We start from the raw sequence: 21771 nt of genomic DNA, 5'->3' as shown, positions 1-21771 counted from the left end.
TCAGTTTCCCGTGCGTACATCCATCAGCACGTTGTCCTGAACGGCGGCTCCCTTGCCGGCCTGGTTTTCGATCGTATAGTCGAAATAACCGTGACCGAAATTGACGGGCAGAAGAACGCCCGGGGCCAGCATGATGTCGACGAAAGCACGCTTCTCCGTGATCGGTTTTGCCGGTGGCTTGGGAAGCGAACTGTCGTCTCGTTCGACGAGATCGTTCTTTGTGATGATGTGCGATCCGCTGTCGCTTGTCGGCGCTCCCGGCGTGCCGACATCCGGCGTTCCCACGAATTCCCACGCGATGGTATCCCCTTCGCCGACATTGGTCTGGTCCAGGCGAATGCGCACGGGTGTCCCGTTTCGGGCGTCGTCAATGTTGATGCCATACGCCCGCCTGCCCGCGGCCTTCACGAAGGTGGCGGCATAAAGCGTGCCTCCTCCGGGCAGTTCGCCGGCCGTCTTGATGTTGATGGCCTGCGACGGGGAGAACGCCGTGACTTCCTCGCCGCTCTCGAGGATGCGGGTCGCACCGTAATAAAACTGGTGCGCGCCGGAATGGCTCTGGAGGTCGGCACGCTCAACCGTGATCTTGAGATCGGCAGCCTTGGTGACGTCGTCGCCGGTAACGGTGCGTGCGGCACCCACGGCGCCGCCGTCTTTCGCATCGATGTAGAGCTGAATGACATCGCCTTCCTTGAACGCTGCCACCGGCGTAGCGGAAAGGTCGAGCCAGGGCACGATGCCGGTAGCGTCCTTCTCGGCATCGTCCGCCGGAAGATCGTTGTCCGCGCCGCTCTCACCCCTGAGGGTAGGCCGTTGCAGATTCTCGTTGGGATTGTCAGGCAGGCCTGGCTCCGGGTTCGGCAGCGGGTCAGGATTGGGGTCGGGATTGCCGGGCAATGAAAGATCGAAGTCCACCGGTTTGATCTCGGACGGACTCGACAGACCGCTTCGCATGACCTGATAACGGACATCGGCGGTGAAAATCGGTGCGGGCGGGGTGCCATCGCCGGTGGACGGAAACAGCAGCGTGTAAGGGAAACCCAGCTCGAGTAACGGATCGTTGCCGATGTCTGAAGCCTTCAGCGGGCTGGTGACGACGCTTTGGTCGCCGACACTGACGATGAAGTAATCGCCTTCCTTAGGCGTTGGCGTGTACCTGGGAATCTGAATCACCATGGCGGGTCGAGCGTCGGGATCGGTGATCAGCTTGTCGTCTTCGGGGTCGAAGCGGGGGACAAGCGGTGCCGGAACAGTCTCCGGAGCGTCCTTGATCAGCATGTTGACCGGGGTTCCGGGAGCCGGCCCGTGTTGATTGCCGACGTCGTCCGTCGCGGCATAGTAAAAATCGACAATACCGGCCCCATCGACCTTCTCGAGTACCGTACGGTCGTAGGTGACCTTCGTGCCACTGCTTTTACTCGTGGTGACGACGGTTCCGGCGTCAATCTGAATGCCGTCACTACGAAGCTTCATGAAGAGGTTGATGGTGTCGCCTTCCTCCTGAAATTCGTAGCTGGGGATCGTACCTTCGAGCACACCACCGAGCTCACCGAGCAACTTGGCGAGTGTCAGGCCGTTATTGTCGATGTCCTCATCGAAATCGATCGCAGGCGGCAGATCGCCGCCCGGTGGCTGCTTATCGAAAATGACATCGGTGCCCTTATAGAGGTAGTCGATGCCGAGCACCGTATTGACTTTTATGCGCAGCGGAATCAGCGAGACGGCCCCCTCGGGGAGAGCATCCATGAACTCCTTGGACACGTAGAGTTCGATGGGGTCTGGGTACGGTGGAGCCGAGGGAAGGTCCACAAAGGTGAGTTCCTCGTCGACAAACATGACGCTGTAGCGGTCCAGCGGTTTCGATTCGGGCCACAATTTGCAGCTGATCTTGAGTGGCGCCAGCATCTTGGCGCGAGGAATTTTGTGGTTGGGCAGCGCATCGGGCACTTCCGTGGGAAGATCGATGTCTTCCGCCTGGGGATCGACCGATGCGGGAGCCGCGCTGGTCACAAGCTGCGCGCGACGGGTGGCTTTCCCTTGTGGCTTTCCTTGCATTTCGTATCACTCCTGTGATTTCGGTGATGGCACGTCATCGAGCGTACTCCGCCGCGTCATGCGGCTTCGATAGTCCGGACGTTGTAGGCGCAGCATGTCCGGAATCGGCAATGTGCGAAGCCAGGTGACAAAGCCCTGTGCGTTTCACATCGCGTGTACGCCTGCGTCGATAAGGATGCGACTCTTGCCGGATCACGCGCCGGAACCGCGCCCGGTCATCGCAACGAGATCGGAAAGGCTGGGAGGGCCGCACCACACCACATCCACTTTTAGGACCACGCCCAATAGCGAGGTCGGCCGCGAGTGGCTGTAATGCCCTCTCTCGTGGCGTCGACCTGTGTCCGCCGCGTCCGTCGTCTGGCTCTATAGCCGTCGACTCCTTGTCTTGGTTCCGAAGCAGGAAAACGCCATGCATTGCACTTTGTCCCGAGTTGCGCGCCGCGCGACGCTTTCGGCCGCGATCGTCGCGGCACTTTCGACGTCTTCCTATGCGATCGCGCGCGATGTCGGCGCGGGTCAGACCGTCGTACTCAACAACGAGAACGCCTCGCCGGAGGTCTTCAATGTGCGGGCGTCCGGTACGTTGCGTGTGCTGAATGGGTCGACCGCCGGCGCCGTGCTTACGACGTTCGGTACGCTCGTCATCGACCGATCGACGATCGCGTCCGCGTCGGGCGTCGGCGTGGATGGATACAACGGTTCGAACCTGACGATCACCGATTCCACGATTTCGCCGGGGACGACGGGTCGCTTCCAGCGAGGCCTCCTGCTGGCGGAAAGCAACCTGCCCGAAGGCAAGGGCATGGCGGCGCACGTGTCCGTCGCACGCAGCGTCATCAACGGAAACGACTACGCCGCCAGTATCGCGGGTAACGGTGTCATTGACGCTTCGGCCACCCGGTTCATCGGGCAGGGTGCCGGTTCCGCCGGTATCGCGATGTACAACGGCAGCCTGACACTGACCGACGGCAGTCTGGTGCAGGGGCAAGGTCAGGGCTTGCATGTCACGACAACGCGCGCTGTCTACGCGCCCTCCGTCGGCAGCACGCTCATCGTGGACGGCTCCACGGTACGTGGCCTGGGCGGCAGCGCCATCCAGGTGTTCAGTCAGGATGACACGCCAGTCGATCCGACGATCATTCTGCGTAACGGCGCATCGCTCGAAGGTGCCAACGGCGTCGCGCTGGGCATGAACGACGGGACGCACGCGACCATCCATCTGGACAATAGTCGAATCGCCGGTGACTTCCAGCTGGCGGGGAGTGCCTCCGCGGACGTTTCGCTGACCAATGCGGCGACGCTTACCGGTAGCGTGACGGGCGACGCGACGATGACGCTGGCATCGGGCACCGAGTGGGCCTCGACGGGAAATTCGACGATCGCTTCGCTGGCCCTGAACGGTGGCAGCGCATCCTTCACTCCGGTCAGCGGCGCGGCCTATCGAAGCACGACCGTGCGCGGCGACTTCTCGGGGAGCGGCGGCACCATCGGGCTCAACGTCCTCCTGAATGAGGGCGGCGCTTCGTCCCATCAGCAGACGGACCGGCTGTTGATCCTGGGTAACGTGACCACGACGGGCGTGACCGATATCGTTGTGACGCCGGGCGGCGTCGGCGCCGCTACCGACACCAACGGCAACGGGGTGATCGAAGCTGACGAGGGCATTTCACTGGTGCAGGTGGGCGGCGCTTCGCGGGCCGATGCGTTCAGGCTTCGCGGGGGCTATGTCGCCGTCGGTGCATTCCAGTACACCCTGCACGCGTTCGGCCCCGGGCAGGCCGATGCGGCGCAGAACCAGCTTGGTGGTGCACCCTTGAACTGGGACTACCGTCTCGCCAACCAGGTGGTGTGCGAAGGAGGCTGTACACCCGTGGATCCGGGTGGTCCGGGCCCTGGCGATGGCGGCGACCCGGGCAATCCCGAGAATCCCGGTATTCCGGGCGACGGCGGCGACCCCGGTATCCCCGAAACCCCGCGTGAGCGATTCGCCGTGGCTCCGCAGCTGCCTTCCTATCTCTCCGCCCCGGCCGCGCTGCTCACCTATGGCGACATGATGAACGACGGTCTGCACCAGCGGCTCGGCGACATTCGCCAGGGCGCATCGGACAACCCGGTCGGGGGCGAGGTATTCGCGCGCTACCTCGGTGGCCAGCTGCGCTACAGCTCCAACCTGTCGTTTCAGCGTTACGGCTACGACTTCGATCAGCAGATCAATGCGCTGCAGCTCGGCGGCAGCCTGATCGCGCTGGATGGCGACAATGGTTCGCTGCGTGCGGGCTGGGCCGCCGACAAGGGAACCACGCGCGTTACCCCCAACGCGGTCGATGGCAACAGCAGCGCGAAATACCATGCCAATGGCGTATCCGGCTGGATCACCTGGCAGCACGGCAACGGCTTCTGGGTAGACGGCGTCATCGGCGCCACGCGGTACCGCGGCGATGTAGGTACGGATCTGCGCGGCTCCGATGTCGGCAATCTCCGCGCGCACGGCTGGACCACGTCGATCGAGGCGGGTCTGCCGATCGCGATCGGTGGCGACTGGACGGTGGAGCCGCGGTTCCAGCTGAAGCACCAACAGCTGAACTTCCGGGACTTCAGCGACACCGATGGACTTGAGGTCCAACTGGGCACGGCGAAGCAGACCAGCGCCACGCTTGGCGGTCGTATTACCCGGACGGCGCAGCCGCGATTCATGCCCTATGCCAGCCTGGACCTGACACATACGAGCCATGGCGATCCGGGCGTGGACGTCTCCAGCGAAGCATTCAACACGGGCGACCGCTTCGGCTCGGGTCGTGTGGGCAATGCGTATCGTGTTGCCGCGGGTGCGGTCAGCCAGCTCGGTGAACATGTGCAACTGTATGGCGAAGGCACCTACCAGCACTTCGTCGGCAGCTACGGCATGCGCGGCTGGGCCGGCAACGTCGGTGTCCGCGTGTCGTTCTGACGCGCGGCCACAAAAGACCACGGCATGTCGCGTTGACGACATGCCGTGGAAGTATTGCGGTTCCCCAGTTCGATACCGCTAAACCGCTGACGAGCCACCCGGCGTCCGTCGCCTCTTCGTGATGCCCCGCGCCCTGCGCATCCCTGCACATCGTCGCCATCCTTCCGGCTTGCGCGGACGTGCTTCGTGCACGTCCAATGTCACATGTCACTAGCAGCGGTTCAGTGGTATCGAGAGTTCAGGCTATCTCTTTGTTCTGGTTATAAAAATAGGTCTTTGGTTGTAGGGGCGAACGTCCGGTTCCGGACACCTCGGCGCAAGTCTTGCCGTCTTCGCGGACACCGCGCCGGGGCACTTCAGCGGGGTAGCGAGGTTGCATCCGACTTGCCGTTTTTCACTGTCCGGATCCGGACGGTAAAACGCCGTCACTGGATGGCGATCAGCCACAACGCCGCGCCCTGAACCGGTGCCACGGTCCAGTGCACGCGGTAGGTGCCCGCGGCCTCCACCTGTCGCCATGCCACCGCTCCCTGCACACCGCTCTCGTCGGGCAACGTGACGAAGGCATCGATCAGCTGGAAGCCGTCGCCCGGACTCACGGTCATGCGCTTGACGCCACCGTCGCCCCACCAGAACGCCAGGAATGTGGCGGGTCCGTTCACCGTTACGGTGTCGCTGGCTACCTGCAAGGCGCCATCGGCGTAGGAACGTGCGACGGCAGCCACGCGTGTGCCGTGACGTACTTCGACGAAGGGCAGGGAGAGTTCGCCGCGGGGTTCGCCGCGTTTGTCGATCGATACCGAATGCGACGCGCCGCCTTTGCCGTCGGTGACGACATAGCCCTGTACCGTGAACCGGTCACCGTAGTTCGCGTAGGTCTGCGCCCGGCCCAGGGGCTTCCAACGGTTTCCGTAGGTATCGCGCGGCGTGGCATCGTTGCTGGCATACCCCGCGTTGAACGCGATGAACACGCTTCCACTGACCTGCGTGTCGACCGGCGCCGTGGTCGCGGGGGTAACCCCGAGACCTTCGCCCTGGCCGAGGAAAACGTGCGCGCCTAACGTGGGCGGCATGTCGGCGGCGGTGACGGCGCCGCTGCTCAGGACGAGCAGCAGCGTCGCGGGGAAGGCGACGCGATGGGGCAGGCGCATGCGTATTCTCCATAAGTTGTACTTGTCACGCCATGGTTGCTGCGCCACGCTCTTGGCTGCGGAGCGAAGGGAGCTCGACGGTGGCGGACGAAACCGATTTTCTGGATCTCTACACACGGCTCCGGCTGGAGCCTGGGTGCTCGCTGCCCGAGTTCAAGCAAGCCTACCGGCGCCATGTCGCACAGTGGCATCCGGACCGCCGTGCCGACGGGCATGCCGACGTGCTGGCGGCACGTCGCCTGCAAAGGCTTACCAGGCAGTATGGCGCGGCCATGGAATTCCACCGGCGACATGGCCGTCTGCCGGGGGGCGCACCGCTGCCAGGCGTAGCCGTCGCGACACCGGAACCCGCTGCCGCGATCGAGGACGGTACGCCGGCCACCACGGTGATCGCCGATACGGAGTCGTTGCCACGGCGACCGCTGGGCGCATGGTGGTGGCTCGCGATCGGCGCGATCGGCGTCGCGGTGCTTGCCTGGTCGCTGATGCCCGCTGCCAGCGAACCCGACGCAGAAGACAGCACGGAAGCGGCCATCGTTCGAACGGCCGGCGTACCGGCGGCGAACTCCGCCTTCGCGGTCAGCGGACCGTTGTCGCTGGGCATGAGCGAAGACGAAGTCATCGCACTCGAGGGCGAACCCACGCAACGCGCGGACGGTCGCTGGGAATACGGACCCTCCTGGGTCCGCTTCGACAACCACGCGGTCAGTGACTGGTACAGCTCGCCACTTCGCGGTCTGCACAGCGAGAGCCCGCGCCCGCGTCACTAACGCGCACCACGGCCGAACAGCACCACCTCCACCGTCTCGATCAGGATCACCATGTCGAGGAAGAGGTTGTGGTTCTTCACGTAGAACAGGTCGTATTTCAGCTTCTCGGCAGCATCTTCTTCGGAAGCTCCGTAGGGATAGCTGAGCTGCGCCCAGCCCGCCAGGCCCGGTTTGATACTGTGCCGCAAGCTGTAATAGCGAATCTTGGTTTCCAGGTCCGAGACGAACTGCGGGCGCTCGGGTCGCGGGCCCACGATGCTCATGTCGCCACGGATCACGTTCCACAGCTGCGGCAGCTCGTCGAAACGAAGCTTGCGGCAGATGCGGCCCACGCGCGTCACGCGATCGTCGTTGCTCTTCGCCCAGCGTGCCACGCCGTCCATCTCCGCATCGGTGCGCATGCTGCGGAACTTGTACAGCCAGAAAGCACGACCGCGCTCGCCGACCCGCTCCTGGCGATAGAGGATCGGCTGCCCGCGACCGGACTCGATGCGGATGGCTGCGACCACCGCCAGCATGATCGGCCAGCAGAGCAGGGCGATCGTCAGCGATGCACCGATGTCGAACGCGCGTTTCACGAAGAGCGCGAAAGGCGACGCGTTGAAGCCGCCTGAAAACACCAGCCAGGACGGATCGAGCATGGTCAGCTGCACGCGACCGGCTTCGCGCTCGACAAACGTGGTGAGATCGGTGATCTGCACGCCGAGCTGGCGGCAGGCCAGCAGGTCGTCCATGGGCAGGCTGCCACGCCGGTCGTCCACGCCGACGACGATTTCGTCAAGCTTCACACGGCGCGCATAGCCTGCCAGTGACTCACGCGTGTCGAGCAGCAGTTCGGCGGGCACCAGGACGTTTTCGTTGGGCCCTTGCACATATCCGAGCAGGCAGAAGCCTCGACGATCCGAGCGGCGGCGCATGCGATTATGGATCTGCGCCGCGCGTTGTCCGGCGCCCAGCACGATCACACGCCGTTTCAGGGCTTCCAGCTCGACCAGACGCATGAAAAGCGCACGAAACGCGGCCGTGGCGATAAAGCCCATCGCCAGCGCCATGCCGAGCACGCCGCGGCCCACGTACGCCTGCGGTACCACGTAATAACCGACCACAAGCACCAGGCCGCCCAGTGCGAAGGCGATGGCATGTCGCGCCAGCTGACCTCGCCAGCTCATGCGCAACGTGGACCGGTATTCGCCGAGTGCCGCCATGCCGAGGAAGATGACCAGCGCGAACATCACCGCGCGTGCGGTAAGCATCTGCATCGATGCTTCGAGGTCGTCCGGTGACGGTGCGAAGCGGATGTACGTGGCGACGTTGAGCGACGCGGCAAGCAGGAGCAGCTCGCATCCACCCATCAGGGTGAGCCAGCGTACGATCGGCTGTCGAAGCAAACGAATCATCGTGTTCCCCTTGCACGCCGCGTGTCGACGTGCCGATGACGGAAGGCTAGGCATGTGCGCCGGGAGTGTCGATTGCACTTCCGGTCGTGACGCGGCTAGGCCGTATGGCCGTGTGTAACGTCATCGTTACAGCGTGTGCAGACGAATGTCCCGGATTGCCGACGGAGCGGCAAGGGCCGCGACCCAGCGATCGCAGCCCTCGAGGTTGCGCGTGATGCAGGGCGGGTAGTGCGCCGCCTCCGGGGGCGGGAGCAGAAGATGCGTCGCGGGCGCCGGTGTCGTGGCGGGATCGGTAAGCAGTCCGACACCGAAGGCTTTCAGCAGCGCTTCTTTCCGCGTCCATAGTTCCATCTGTGCCCAGCGCCTCGCGACATCGTCGAGCACCGAAAGTTGTGCGATTTCCGCTCGGGTACAGAACACCGGCATCAGCGTGTCCAGATCCACGCGCGGAGGGTACGTCTCGATGTCGACGCCGATCGTCGCCGCCGGCGAGACCGCCAGCGCCACCACATCGCCGCTATGGCTGAGGCTGGTCGACAACGCGGTTCCGGGCAGGCGGGGCTGCCCATCGGCGGTGCGTGCCAGCGGCACGTCCGATGGCGCCAGGCGCAGGCACTCGCCGAGCACGATACGCCACACGGCATGCGCAAGAACGTAGACGTCGCGGTCGCGGGGGTAGTGGAAGCGAAGTGCCCGCGCCCGTTCGCTCCGGTCGAGCAGGGCGTTGGCATCGCACACCTCGTCGCGGAGAGCGAGGGCGTCGAACACGAGGACACAGGCCTGGTCGGCGCGCGGCGCATCGAAGCCAATGTCGGCAAGGCGCGCTACGACCCGACCGGAGAGGGTGTCCCTTGGGGACGCGTGGGCCAGTGCGGTCATCCGGCTATCCGAGTCCGCCCGTTTCGCAGGCTTGCAGCAAGGTCCGCAACTGACCGGCAAGACGCAGACTCAGCGCGATCAGCGTGAAGGTCGGAAACGCCCAGCCGCCGGTGGGGAAGACCGAGCTCCCCGCGACATGGAGATTGCCGACGCCGAACACCTTGCCGTTCGGGTCGACGACACCCTGAGCCGGATCGTTCGCCATGCGTGTGGTACCCATGTGGTGCGCCGTGCCATGTACATCCGGTGGCAGAGCGGGATCGATCGCCCACGCGGCCGGTTCGAACCGGCCGTCGCAGGCATGGGCCAGCCGGTCGCCGGTCAGCACGGTGAGCGTGCGATACGTGTGTCGGTCCAGGTCGGTGAGTCGCCAGTCCACGCTCACCCGTCGCAATCCGAGCGCGTCGCGGCTCGTATCCAGGGTGATCCGGCTGTCGCGGTTGGGCGCCTGCTCGAAGAAGCCGACCAGGGCGACGCGGTCGCTGTGGACGGTGGGGCGGTCGTTCGCCTTCTGGGCGACCGCCCGGACGATGTCGCCGATATGCAGGCCGAGGCGCATCGTGCTCAGCGCGAGGTTCCGCGGTGAGACGGCGACCGCGCCACCGGGCCCGTTCTGCAGCGCGGCGTTTAGACGGGCCTGGAGCAGCGAGCCTTCGTCGCGTACGGGACCACGTAAGGCGGCGCGAAGATCGCGCAGGGCGCGAATACCGCGCGGTACCTCGCCTTCCACCGCGAAGGGGTGCACGCGGCCGTTCAGGGTTTCGTGACGTTTCTGGGCCGCCATCGACAAGCCGATCTCGGGAGACACCGGTGCCCGTGCCTTGCCGATGGTGCGCTCGTAGGGCCGCGTGAGCCGGTCGGGCGTGTCGGAGCGGATGCTGCCGAGCGTGCCGCTGGGATGATCCATGAAATACCGTCCGACCAGATCGCGGTCGTTGCCCAGGCCGCGGGTCGCCACGCTGTCCGAGAGCAGCAGGATGCGCGCATTCTCGATGCCGCCAGCGGCAAGGACGTAACGCCGCGCACGGATACGGCCACGGCGGCCGTCGAGCGAGCCGATGCGCGCCTCGGTCACGTGGCTCGCCGTGTCGTTGGAACGCAGCTCCATCACGTTGGCATGCAGCAGAACGGTGATGTTGGCCGCCTGGCCGAGCGGCTCGCGGTAGGCTTCCCCGAACAGGATCGGACTCCGCGCGAAGATGTAGTTGGTCATCACGTCGGGATCGAGGTCGAGCGGCTTGCGTGCCACCGGCCCCTCGAACGATCCCTGGCCGAAACGGTACGACGCGTCGATGTGACAGAAGGCTCGCGCCTTCTCGTACCAGGGTGTCAGCTCGGCGTAGCGCAGCGGCCACCCACTCCCGGGCACCCAGTCGCGCGGGGCCATGTCGTCGTCGCCGAGCGGTATGCAGCCGCCACCCCACAGGGTGCAGCTGCCGCCGAACACGCGCATGCGCGAGGTGCCGGCATCGAAAGGCATGTCGCCGGCCGAGCGGCCGTTGTAGAGGTCCTGGCTGCGATCCTCACCCATCAGGCCGCCGCCCTCGACGAGGCAGACGGTGATCGACGACCCGATGAAGGACTGCGCGATGGCGATACCGGCCGGTCCCGCGCCAATGACGCACAGGTCCGCCTGAAGATCGGCAGGTGCCGACGGGTCGAGGTAATCGATGAGCACGGCGCATCTCCCAGGAATGTCGCGTCGCGTTGGAAAGTCTTCGTCGCCGCGCTAGGCCCGGTAATACGCGCGGTACCAGTCGACGAAATGTCTGACGCCGGAGCGGACATCCACCCGCGGCGCGTACCCCGTGGCCTGCACCAGCGCCGAGACATTGGCTTCGGTGTCGGGTACGTCGCCGGCCTGCAAGGGCAACATCTCCATGCGTGCCTTTCGGTCGAGACACTCTTCCAACGTGTGGATGTACTGCAGCAGCTCCACCGGCTTCTCGTTGCCGATGTTGTAGATGCGGTAGGGCGCGACGCCGCTGCTGCCCGGGTCGGGGCGATCGCCCGACCACTGTTCGTTCCTGCCGGGCAGCTGATCGAGTGTGCGCAGGATCCCCTCGACGATGTCGTCCACGTAGGTGAAGCTGCGCTTGTGGTGCCCGTGATTGAACACCCGGATCGGCTCGCCCGCCAGGATGGCCTTGGTGAACAGGAACAGCGCCATGTCGGGTCGGCCCCAGGGGCCGTACACCGTGAAAAAGCGCAGGCCCGTGCAGGGCAGGCCATAGAGATGCGCGTAGCTGTGCGCCATCTGCTCATTGGCTTTCTTCGACGCGGCATACAGGGTCAGCGGGTGCTCGGTCGGCTGATGCTCGGAAAACGGCATCCGCGTGTCGGCGCCATAGACCGAACTGGTCGACGCGAACACGAGATGTTCCACGTCGTGATGGCGGCAGCCCTCCAGTACATGCAGAAAGCCGGTGACATTGCTGGACATGTACACGTGCGGATTGGTGGCGGCGTAACGTACGCCTGCCTGTGCCGCAAGGTTGACGACGCGTTGCGGGCGGTAGGTGGCGAAGACATCTTCCACCGCGTCGCGGTCGGCGAGATCGGCGTGGATATGGGTGTAGCCCGGGTCGTCCGCGAAGCGTCGCAGACGTGCCTGCTTCAGCCCCACGTCGTAGTAGTCCGACAGGTTGTCCAGCCCGATCACCTCGTCGCCCCGCGCGAGGAGCCGTAAGGCGAGGTGGGAGCCGATGAAGCCCGCGGTGCCGGTGACGAGGACTCTCATGGATGCCGTCTCGCGGTCACAGGCGCCCGTCCACCGCGTCCCGCGGCAGTACGTACTTGACGTCGTAGACGACGGAGGCCGGCTTGCCGAACGCGCGGATGCCTTCCGCGCCCCATGCGATGAATTCCTTGTGGCCGACCGCGACCAGGACGGCGTCGTAGCTGCCCGCCTCAGGTACGTCGACCGGGGTGATTCCGTATTCGTGCCGCGCTTCGCTGGCCCGCACCCAGGGATCGTGTACGTCGACGTGCACGCCGTAGCTATCCAGTGCGCCTACGATGTCGACCACGCGTGTGTTGCGCAGGTCGGGGCAGTTTTCCTTGAAGGCGAGGCCCAGGATCAGCACGCGCGCCTGCACGGGGTTGATGCCCTTGCGGACCATCAGACGGACCAGCTCGCTGGCGATATACGGACCCATGCCGTCGTTGGTGCGGCGACCTGCCAGGATCACATCGGGGTGGTGGCCTACCTGTTGCGCCTTGTGGGTCAGGTAATACGGATCGACGCTGATGCAGTGCCCACCGACCAGGCCGGGGCGAAACGGCAGAAAATTCCACTTGGTACCGGCCGCTTCGAGGACTTCGAGCGTGTCGATACCCAGTTTGTTGAACAGGATGGCCAGGTCGTTGACCAGGGCGATATTCAGATCGCGCTGGGTGTTTTCGATGACCTTGGCGGCTTCGGCGACCTTGAGCGAACTCGCGCGGTGCGTACCGGCGGTGATGACCGAGCGGTACAGCGCGTCGACGGTATCCGCGGTTTCCGGCGTCGAACCCGACGTGACTTTGAGAATACTGGTCACTCGGTGTGTCTTGTCACCCGGGTTGATACGTTCCGGGCTGTATCCGACGAAGAAGTCCTTGTTGAAGACGAGGCCCGACACGGCGGCGAGAATGGGAACGCAGATCTCCTCCGTGCAGCCGGGATACACCGTGGACTCGTAGACAACGATGTCGCCGCGCTTGAGAACTTTGCCCAATGTTTCGCTGGCACGGCGCAGTGGTGCGAGGTCGGGGCGACGCGCGTCGTCGATCGGCGTCGGGACGGTCACGATGTAGATGTCGCAATCGGCCAGTTCATCCAGCGCGTCCGAGAAGCGCAGGCGCTTCGAGGCCGCCAGTTCGCCCGCGTCGACTTCCAGCGTGACGTCGCAACCGGCGCGCAGTTCATCGATGCGGCGGGAATGGATGTCGAAACCGAGGGTTGCGTATTGCTTGCCGAATTCGACTGCCAGCGGGAGACCGACGTAGCCGAGGCCGACCACGCCGATGCGGGCGGTAGCCAGCGCGCGTGGTGGCGCGGTCTCCGCGTCGGAATAGGGGCGAGCTTCGGCCGACGCCTCGTGTACGGCGCTACCGGCCTGACTGCGGCTAACGATGTCCATACGCGTCTTTCCCCTGATGGCCCGGAAACCCCGCGGAACGAGGCCAGATAAGGTTAGCAACGCGCCTTCGCCTTGCCTGTATGGCTTACGTGGGTGGACGAATGGCCGATGGCACCATGCCTGAACGTAGGGCTAGCGCGACATCGATTGACGTGTGAAGCAAGCGTTTACAAGGCTCGGTCGCCGCGATATCTTGCCGTCGGTCCCACTACGTATCGGTGGGCGTATGACTACAAGCCTCTCCCCATCTGGTCCACTCATGTCCGCGCGAAGCTATCTGGGCTCGGTGCGCGTGGCCTTACTGGACGACCATGCGCTCGTCCTCAAAGGGCTGGTCGCGCAACTGGAGACGTCCCCCTCCATCGTGATTCTCGGCAGCTTTTCGAGCAGCCGGCCTTTCCGTGCCTTGCTGGCCGAGACGCCTGCGGACGTCGTGCTGCTCGACTATTCGCTGGCTTTCGACGATCTCGATGGTGTCGCGCTGATCCGGCTGCTGCGCAAGGCGTACCCGCGCATGAAAATTCTCATCGTCTCGGCGCATGACGAAGGCCTGATCGTGCGCAACCTGCTTCAGGCCGGCGCGGATGGCTTCGTGGCGAAAAGCCAGGATCCCTCGGAGATCATCCACGCGATCGACGTGGTGATGACGGGTGGCGTCTACCGGCCGCCGCAGCGTGTCGGCATACCGGGCGAGGGCGCCGCGGGCAGCAAGACGGGGAAGCAGCTGTCGCTGCGCGAGTGGGAGGTGGTCCGCTGCCTGCTCGACGGACTGGGCGTGACGCAGATCGCGGTGAAGTTCGGCCGTAGCATGAAGACGATCAGCGCACAGAAGTCGGCGGCGTACCAGAAACTCGGCGTCCGCTCGGACAGTGAGTTTCACAGCCTGAAGGAACACATCCGCGCGCTGGCGAACCAGCCGCCGTGATGCGCCGTTTCGCATGGATGCTGGTTGGCTGCATGGTCGCAGCGGTGGCGGTCGCCCAGGACGTGCCGGACGAGGAGGCGCGCGCGCGCTGGGTGAAAGCGCACCCCGTGCTGCGCATCGCCCTGGATCCTCAGCAGGGCGCCGAGATCGGTGCCGGCAAAGCGAACCCCCTGGTGACGGAGTACCTCGCGCTTGCGGCGCGTAAGGCGGGCATGCGCTTCGAGCCGGTACGCACGCGCTCCTGGGCGGAGTCGGTCGCCGCATTCAGGGCGCATCGGGTCGATGTGCTGCCGTCCACCGCCGATCGCATGCTCACCGCCGATCTGGGCAGCTCGGCGCTGCTGTCGTCGCCTTTCTATGTCGGTCGTACGCTGATCGTAACGCGGACGGTTGGACCCGCCGAAATGGACCTCTGGCATCTGCAGGGGCGCACGGTGGCCTTCAAGGGCGGAGGCCAGTACGAGGCGTGGCTCGAGCGCGAGCATCCCTCCATCACCCGGCTTCCCCTGGCCGATATCCATCAGGTGCTGGCCGCCGTCGAGAGCGGCGTGGCCGATGCGGCGATCGGTGTGGACGTGGCCTATTACCCGATCGTGCGCCGCGATTACGCCATGAGCCTTCGCGTGGCGGGGACGGTGCCGGAGATGGCGGTGTCGGTCCGCGTCGCCGTCCAGCGCGACGAGCCCGAGCTGCTCGCCATTCTGGAGCAGAGCATGCGCGGGCTGTCCTCGGCGGACAACATGGCGGTGATCGAGCGGTGGCTCGAGACGGCGTATCTGCGTCAGCCCACCGTGTCGCAGGTGCTCTCGGCGTTTCGCGGCGAGCTGGGTCTGGGTGTCGCACTGATAGCCGCGCTGGTCTTCGCGCTCTGGCAGATGCGCCGTGCGCAGCTGGCGTCCCGTCGCGGCGAGCAGCAGAAGACCATGCTGCTCGCGGTGATGAGTCATGAAGTGCGCAACGCGGTGAACGCGGTCACGTCGTCGATCGACCTCATGGCACGCGAACCTCAGGATGGGCCCCAGCGTGACCTCATGGCGATCGCACAGGTCAGCAGCCGGAACCTGCAGAACCTTCTGAAGAGCGCCCTCGATTACACGCGCTCGGAAGTTGAGGGTTTCACCCCGGACCCGGTGCCCTGCGACGTGCAGGCGATCGCGCGTGACGCGATCGAGGCACAGCGGCTGGCGATCGAGGCCAAGAGCCTCGCGGTGCGTCTGGATCTGCCGATGGGGCCCTTGCCGTGGCTGCTGGTCGACGAAGTCCGGGTCAGGCAGCTTCTGGAAAACCTGTTCGCCAACGCGGTGAAGTTCACCGAGCGCGGCCACGTGGGAATCGCTCTCTGGCAGGGTGCCGGTGAAAACGAAGACGGGGTGCGTCGCCTGCTGATCGAGGTGTTCGACACGGGTATCGGTGTCCCCGCGAACCGGCAGCGTCAGCTGTTCAAGCCGTTCGCCCAGGTGCGTGGGCGTCTCGACGTCCGTCTTGGCGGCAGTGGCCTCGGCCTGGCGATCTGCAGGGATATCGCGACCAACCTGGGTGGCACCCTCGAATTCAACAGCGAAGCGGGCGTGGGTACGGCCGTCCGCGTCACCTTGCCGACGAGTCTGGTGCCCCGCACGACCTCGTCACCACCGTCGCCAGCCGCCGAAACGTCGATATGCGGCGAACCGGGCGGCATCGTGCTGCTGGTCGAGGATCACCCGGCCAACCGGCAGATCATCGTTGCCCAGCTCAAGTTCCTCGGTTACGCCACCGAAGCCGTGGATCATGGCCAGGCGGCTATCGACCGTTTCGTGCCCGGGCGCTTCGTGGGCGTTCTCCTGGACTGCGAGTTGCCCGACATGCAGGGTTACGACATCGCTTCCGAATTACGCGCGCGAGAGGCCGAGGCTCGCGTCACTCCCACCCGTTTTATCGCCATTTCGGCCAATCAGGGCAGCGACCATGTACGCCGCTGCGCGGAGAGCGGCATCGACATCGTGCTGGGAAAGCCGCTTTCGCTGGATGCGCTGAAGTCGGCGCTGGCCGGTCCCGTCTCGCCCATGGCGGAGCAGGCGGTTTCCCCCACGCCCGCCATGCAGGCCGCCTTTCGTGACGAGACCCGGCACGATCTTGCGCTGACCTGCGATGCGCTCGAGCGGGGCGACTTCGCCCGAGCGCTGCATCACGTCCATCGCGTGAAAGGGGCCGCGCTGGTCTGCGGCATGGTGGCGATCGCGGGCATCGCCGAGGGGCTGGAAGAATCGCTGGGGGCGGGTGGGGGCCTTGCCGATGCCGAGCCCTTCATGGAAGCCATCGCGCGGCACCTCGACGGTGACTGAGCCGCCACCACGCCCTTTAAACGTCTCATCGCGTACCAATGTGTGTCTGTGACTTTCCTCGTTCCACTCATGGAGTCATACGATGACAACCCCCAACGCAGCAGCAAGCGGCACGTTCAGCATCGGCGGTGATCTCGAGGTCAATCGCCTCGGTTTCGGCGCCATGCGTATCACCGGCAAGGGCATCTGGGGCGACCCGGCGGATCCCGCCAAGGCGCGGGCCACGCTGGCGAAGCTTCCCGAACTCGGGGTCAACCTCATCGACACGGCGGACAGCTACGGCCCCTACGTCAGCGAGGATCTGATTCGCGAGGTCCTGCACCCGTACAAAGGCCTCGTTATCGCGACCAAGGGCGGCCTTACGCGTCACGGTCCCAACGTCTGGCCCCCGCTGGGCCGTCCGGAATATCTGCGCCAGTGCGTTCTGATGAGCCTGCGCCGTCTCGGCGTCGAACGCATCGACCTCTGGCAGCTGCATCGCATCGATGCGAAAGTGCCGCGCGATGAGCAGTTCGGCGTGATCAGGGACATGCAGAACGAAGGGCTGATCCGCCACGTCGGCCTGTCCGAGGTCAACGTCGAGGAAATCGAAGCCGCCTCGAAATTCTTCAAGGTCGCGACGGTGCAGAACCTCTACAACCTCGGTAACCGCCAGAGCGAAGCGGTGCTCGACTACGCCGAGAAAAACGGCATCGGTTTCATTCCGTGGTACCCGCTGGCGGCGGGTGAGCTGGCGAAAGAGGGCTCGCTGCTGTCGAAGATCGCGAAGAAGCTCGGCGCGACGGACGGCCAGGTGGCTATCGCGTGGCTGCTGAAGCGTTCGAAGGTGATGCTGCCGATCCCGGGTACCGGCGATCCGGGCCACCTCGAGGAGAACGTCAAGGGTGCGAGCATCGAGCTGTCGCAGGAAGACTTCGAGGCGCTGGAGCACGCGGTGAAGTGACGTGCTTCGGGTGAGTTGAGGGATCCGGCCACCGCCAGCAGGACTGGCTTCCACCCAGGCCGCCCGGCCCAGGTGGAAGTCGGCTCCGCCAGCGAAGCCCGCTGGCCTCAGTGCAACTTCACCGGAGGCAGCGTCGTGTTCCGCAGCCAGTCCGCCAGCCACAGTGCCGTCGCACGGGGCCAGCCGTGCAGCGTCGCGCGATGCCTCTGCTGCAGTGACACGTACACCAGCTTCGCCAGCCAGCCGCGCATCGGGATCACCGACTTATGGCGGCCCGACGGCAATTCGCCGGTCGCCTGGCGTACGCCGAGGGAGACGAGCGTCCCCTTCGAATGGAAGACGAACGCTGCGGGCGTTTCGCCTCGCGACACCTTGATCAGCGCGTCCGACAGATACGTCGCCTGCTGATGCGCGGCCTGTGCCGTCGGCGGCACGCTGCCTCCGTCGGGTGTGGCGGTGAACGCGCAGTCGCCGAGAGCGTAGATACCCTCGACGCCCTTCGCCGCGAGGTGCTCATCGACGACGATGCGCCGGTCGCGCGACAGCTCGAAATGGCCGAGGCCCTTGACCATGTCATGCCCGGTGACGCCCGCGGCCCAGACCTTGATGTCGCAGGGAATGACGCTGCCATCGGACAGGTGGAAAGCGTCCGACTCGACGGCGTTGACGCCGACGCCAAGGCGCAGGTTGACCTTCATACGCTCCAGGATCTGCTGCGCGGAAGCCGACGTGTCCGGATCCACGGCGGGCAGCACGCGTGGCGCCATATCCATCAGGGTGACGTCGAGTTTCGCGGCGGAATCCAGTCCGCCATAGCGATGCATGTCGTTGAAGGCGTGGTGCAGCTCGGCCGCGAGCTCGACACCGGTGGCGCCCGCGCCGACGATGCCGACGCGGATGCGCTTGTCCGGGTCGCCCGCGCTACGCAGCGCGAGGGCCAGGATCTTGCGGCGTAACGCGATGGCCTGGGCCGGGCTGTCGAGCATGTCGCAGTTCTCGAGCACGCCAGGCGTGCCGAAGTCGTTCACGCGGCTGCCGAACGCCAGCACCAGGGTGTCGTACGTCAGGCTCCGCGGTGGCAGGATCAGCTCGTCCGTGTTGGGCAGGTGCACCGCCTCGAGGTCGATCGTTTTTTCCGCGGCGTTCAGGCCCAGCAGGGCCCCCGGTTCGAAGCGATAACCGTGCGCCTGCGCGTGCGCAAGAAAAGGCACCGCTTCTTCGCCGTCGCCCAGCAGGCCGGCGGCAAGCTCGTGCAGCCGCGGCTTCCAGAAATGGCTGGAATCGCGGTCGACGAGCGCGACATCGAAGGCCTGGCTCTTGCCCAGCCGGGTGGCCAGTTCGATGCCGGCGGCACCGCCGCCGACGATCACGACGCGATGTGCGCCGGGCCGCTTGGTTGAGTTCATTGCGAAGTCTCCGTATCAGTCTGAAACGAGCATACCCAGCGTATCGTTCGCGGCTTGCGAAGACCCACCGTGTCGTGTAAACAAAGCGCATGTCCCCGCGCATCCTTCTCCGACGACGAATCGCCCAGCTCGCACTGAGCTGAGCCGACGGCGCGCCATGCGCCGCCTTTCATCGTCCCTGGAGAAACCCATGTGCCTGTCCCCGGCGTCGCGGATCGACGTCCTGCTTACCGCTGCCTTCCTGTCGCTCGACCTGCCTGTGGCTCTCGCCAGGGCGGTGCCCGCCGCACGCCCGGACCTCGGCGATTTCCAGTGCAACGGCGCGCTTGCTGCCGCGGCGCTCGTCGGCCGGACGGGGCGCGCCATCGCGGAAGATATCGCCGTGTACCTGCGCCAGGAACCGGCTTTTGCCGAGGTTAGCGTTGCCGGTCCGGGTTTCATCAACCTGCGGCTATCCGCCGCGTTCATCGCGCAGGGTCTTGACGCCATGGCCGCGGATGACCGTCTGGGTATCCCGGATGAAGGCCGTGCGCGACGCGTCGTGCTCGACTTCGGTGGTCCCAACGTCGCGAAACCGCTGCACGTCGGGCATTTGCGCTCCCTCGTGCTTGGCGAGAGCCTGCGGCGGATTCATGCGGCACTGGGCTGGTCGACGCATGCGGATGCGCATCTCGGTGACTGGGGCTTGCAGATGGGCATGTTGAGCGCGGCGATACGCCGCACGGACCCGACCCTGGCGTTCTTCGATTCCGAGGCGGTGGCGCCGTTTCCCGCGACCGCGCCGGTCACGCTCCGTGAACTCGAACGGCTCTATCCCGAAGCCGCCGCGGCGTGCCGGGAGGACCCTGGCCGGATGGCTGAAGCCCGCGCGGATACGGCGGCCTTGCAGGCGGGCGACCCGGGACTCACGGCGTTATGGCGTTCGTTGCGTGCGCTTAGCCTGAGCTCTCAGGCAGCCGACTTCGAGCGGCTGGGCGTGCGCTTCGACGCTCTGGATGGCGAGAGCGACGTGCGGGATGCGATCGCGCCGCTGGTCGCCCGGCTGCGGTCGTGCGGTGTCGCGACAGCAAGTGAGGGCGCCGTAGTCATTGAAGTCGCCGAACCCACGGACAGCTCGCCGGTGCCGCCGTTGCTGCTGGCAAAGAGCGACGGCGCCGCCCTTTATGCGACGACCGATCTGGCAACGCTCGAGGCTCGTGCGTCGGTGCCCGGGTTGGCGCGTGTCGTATACGTCGTCGATCAACGGCAGGCACTGCATTTCGAGCAGGTCTTTCGCGCGGCACGCAAGGCGGGCATCGCGCACGATGTCGAACTGGTGCACGCCGGTTTCGGCACGGTGAACGGGCCTGACGGTAAACCCTTCAAAACGCGCTCGGGCGGCGTGGCGCGGTTGGCCGATCTGCTGGACGACGCCGTCGCCCGCGCCGCGGAGCGCCTTTCCTGTTCCGGCTACGGCATGGACCTGGACGGTGCGCAACGCGAGGCGCTCACGCGCCAGGTGGGCGTCGCCGCCGTGAAGTTCGCCGATCTGTCGGGGGATCGTCTCTCAGGGTATGTCTTCGACCCCGCGCGCATGGTCGCGTTCGAGGGGCGTACGGGTCCATACCTGCAATACGCCTGCGTGCGCCTGCGGTCGCTGCTCGCCAGGGCCGCCGGTGAGGTCGTGGGACCCGCGCAGGCGTCGGCGCCCGTGGAGCGCGACCTCGCGCTGCATTGCCTGTCGTTCGGTGACACGGTGTCGGAAGCCGTGCGGCTCTGCCAGCCCGGCGTACTAGCGGCCTATGCGTATACGCTCGCCCAGCACTTCAGCCGCTTCTACGGCGAGTGTCCGGTGCGGTCGGAGCCGGATCCCGCCGTGCGTGCTGCCCGGCTGGCGCTCTGCGCGCTGACCGAACGCGTGCTCACCCGCTGCCTCGACCTGCTGGGTATCGACGTGCCGCTGCGGATGTAGGAGGACCTATCGTCGCAGGCACCGCGCATCCGGCCTCCCCACGCGCGCGCGCCTGTTACCGTCCGTTCGACCTATCGCATCGGGGTAACTGAGATGACCGAGTTGCACGACGTCGCCACGCGCCACGGCTGCGTGGCCTGTGGGCTGCACGACGTCTGCCTGCCTGCCGGTATCGAGGGCGAGGCGCTCGCGCGCGTCGACCGCATGACCCGGGACCGCCGCACGCTGGTCAGGGGCGAGCCGCTGTTTCGTCAGGGCGAGGCGTTCCAGTCGCTTTACGTCCTCCGATCGGGCGCGACGCGCAGCACGATCGCCGACGCCGAAGGCGTGCATCAGGTCATCGGCTTCGGGTCGCCGGGCGATATTCTCGGCGTGGACGGGCTGCTCGACGAGGCGTACCGGACCGAGGCGATCGCGCTGGAGCGCAGCACGCTGTGCGAGGTACCGTTCGCCCGGATGGAAGCGGCCCTGACCGAAGTGCCGTCGTTGCACCGGCGCATGCTACGTGTGCTCAGCGGCGAGGTCGCGGCCGATCAGGATCATCTCGTGGCCATGGGACGGCAGTCGGCCGTCGAACGCGTCGCCTTGTTCGTGCACGGCCTGGTCGAAAAACAGGGCAGGTTGTCGCGGCAGGGCGATTGGCTCCGGCTGTCGATGTCACGTGCGGACATCGCCAATTACCTTGGTCTTGCCGTGGAAACCGTGAGTCGTGCGTTGGGGCGCATGGAGGAGACGGGGATGCTGCAGGCCAGTGGTCGCACGCTGCGCATCCTCGACCGCGCGATGCTGTCGGCGATGGTTTCCGCGGCGCCGTTGCGATCGCAGGAAAAACTGACCGCGATCAGGAAACGCGCGGCAATGAATTCCTAACCTTTGTCTGCCGACCGGTTGCGGTCGGGACA

At 65.7% G+C, this 21771-nt stretch carries 15 protein-coding genes; 7 read left to right on the top strand and 8 right to left on the bottom strand.

All coding sequences use genetic code 11. The annotated features are described in order from the left end of the window. Complete coding sequence (locus tag B5X73_RS12405) at nt 1-2055, bottom strand: hypothetical protein (protein WP_079521938.1); 2055 nt, start codon at nt 2053-2055, stop codon at nt 1-3. A 409-nt stretch (nt 2056-2464) separates the two neighbouring features. Here B5X73_RS12405 and B5X73_RS12400 point away from each other — a divergent pair, with 409 nt between their 5' ends. Next, a complete protein-coding gene (locus tag B5X73_RS12400; RefSeq protein WP_079521937.1) occupies nt 2465-5002 on the top strand; it encodes an autotransporter family protein in 2538 nt (845 codons plus the stop codon). A 425-nt stretch (nt 5003-5427) separates the two neighbouring features. Here B5X73_RS12400 and B5X73_RS12395 read toward each other — a convergent pair whose 3' ends face one another. Then, nucleotides 5428-6153, bottom strand: coding sequence for a hypothetical protein (locus tag B5X73_RS12395; protein WP_079521936.1), 726 nt, complete (start codon nt 6151-6153; stop codon nt 5428-5430). Between the two features lie 80 nt (nt 6154-6233). On the opposite strand from B5X73_RS12395, the gene B5X73_RS12390 reads away from it, so the two are divergent. Then, complete coding sequence (locus tag B5X73_RS12390; protein WP_079521935.1) at nt 6234-6923, top strand: J domain-containing protein; 690 nt, start codon at nt 6234-6236, stop codon at nt 6921-6923. On the opposite strand, the gene B5X73_RS12385 is transcribed toward B5X73_RS12390, so the two are convergent. From B5X73_RS12385 to tviB, 5 genes are all read right to left on the bottom strand, one after another. Next, nucleotides 6920-8320, bottom strand: a complete 1401-nt coding sequence (locus B5X73_RS12385) for a TIGR03013 family XrtA/PEP-CTERM system glycosyltransferase (protein WP_079521934.1) — start codon at nt 8318-8320, stop codon at nt 6920-6922. The two genes, B5X73_RS12390 and B5X73_RS12385, sit on opposite strands and share 4 nt — an antisense overlap. A gap of 126 nt (nt 8321-8446) precedes the next feature. After that, nucleotides 8447-9199: a 4'-phosphopantetheinyl transferase family protein gene (locus tag B5X73_RS12380; RefSeq protein WP_079521933.1), complete on the bottom strand. Its 753-nt coding sequence runs from the start codon at nt 9197-9199 to the stop codon at nt 8447-8449. Nucleotides 9200-9203: 4 nt separating this feature from the next. Next, nucleotides 9204-10877 (bottom strand): GMC oxidoreductase, encoded by a 1674-nt coding sequence (locus tag B5X73_RS12375; RefSeq protein ID WP_079521932.1) that lies wholly within the window; start codon nt 10875-10877, stop codon nt 9204-9206. A 51-nt stretch (nt 10878-10928) separates the two neighbouring features. Further along, a complete protein-coding gene (locus tag B5X73_RS12370; protein ID WP_079521931.1) occupies nt 10929-11939 on the bottom strand; it encodes an NAD-dependent epimerase in 1011 nt (336 codons plus the stop codon). A 16-nt stretch (nt 11940-11955) separates the two neighbouring features. Further along, a complete protein-coding gene (tviB, locus tag B5X73_RS12365) occupies nt 11956-13224 on the bottom strand; it encodes a Vi polysaccharide biosynthesis UDP-N-acetylglucosamine C-6 dehydrogenase TviB (RefSeq protein WP_254857292.1) in 1269 nt (422 codons plus the stop codon). A gap of 358 nt (nt 13225-13582) precedes the next feature. Between tviB and B5X73_RS12360 the strand changes: the two genes are divergently transcribed. The 3 genes from B5X73_RS12360 (at nt 13583) to B5X73_RS12350 (ending at nt 17512) form a co-directional block, all read left to right on the top strand. Continuing rightward, nucleotides 13583-14248, top strand: coding sequence for a response regulator transcription factor (locus B5X73_RS12360; protein WP_036113486.1), 666 nt, complete (start codon nt 13583-13585; stop codon nt 14246-14248). Beyond that, complete coding sequence (locus B5X73_RS12355; RefSeq protein WP_079521928.1) at nt 14248-16569, top strand: ATP-binding protein; 2322 nt, start codon at nt 14248-14250, stop codon at nt 16567-16569. Before B5X73_RS12360 ends, B5X73_RS12355 begins: the two co-directional genes overlap by 1 nt. An 82-nt stretch (nt 16570-16651) precedes the next feature. Beyond that, nucleotides 16652-17512: an aldo/keto reductase gene (locus tag B5X73_RS12350; RefSeq protein ID WP_043693829.1), complete on the top strand. Its 861-nt coding sequence runs from the start codon at nt 16652-16654 to the stop codon at nt 17510-17512. A gap of 107 nt (nt 17513-17619) precedes the next feature. On the opposite strand, the gene B5X73_RS12345 is transcribed toward B5X73_RS12350, so the two are convergent. After that, nucleotides 17620-18918, bottom strand: a complete 1299-nt coding sequence (locus tag B5X73_RS12345) for an NAD(P)/FAD-dependent oxidoreductase (protein ID WP_079521927.1) — start codon at nt 18916-18918, stop codon at nt 17620-17622. A 190-nt stretch (nt 18919-19108) separates the two neighbouring features. Between B5X73_RS12345 and argS the strand changes: the two genes are divergently transcribed. Both argS and B5X73_RS12335 read left to right on the top strand, forming a co-directional pair. Next, a complete protein-coding gene (argS, locus tag B5X73_RS12340) occupies nt 19109-20869 on the top strand; it encodes an arginine--tRNA ligase (RefSeq protein WP_176167830.1) in 1761 nt (586 codons plus the stop codon). A gap of 93 nt (nt 20870-20962) precedes the next feature. Next, complete coding sequence (locus B5X73_RS12335; RefSeq protein WP_079521926.1) at nt 20963-21739, top strand: cyclic nucleotide-binding domain-containing protein; 777 nt, start codon at nt 20963-20965, stop codon at nt 21737-21739. Nucleotides 21740-21771: the final 32 nt, after the last annotated feature.

The organism is Luteibacter sp. 22Crub2.1 (assembly GCF_900167995.1).
Taxonomy (GTDB): domain Bacteria; phylum Pseudomonadota; class Gammaproteobacteria; order Xanthomonadales; family Rhodanobacteraceae; genus Luteibacter; species Luteibacter mycovicinus.
This window is presented reverse-complemented; position numbering and strand designations above follow the sequence as displayed.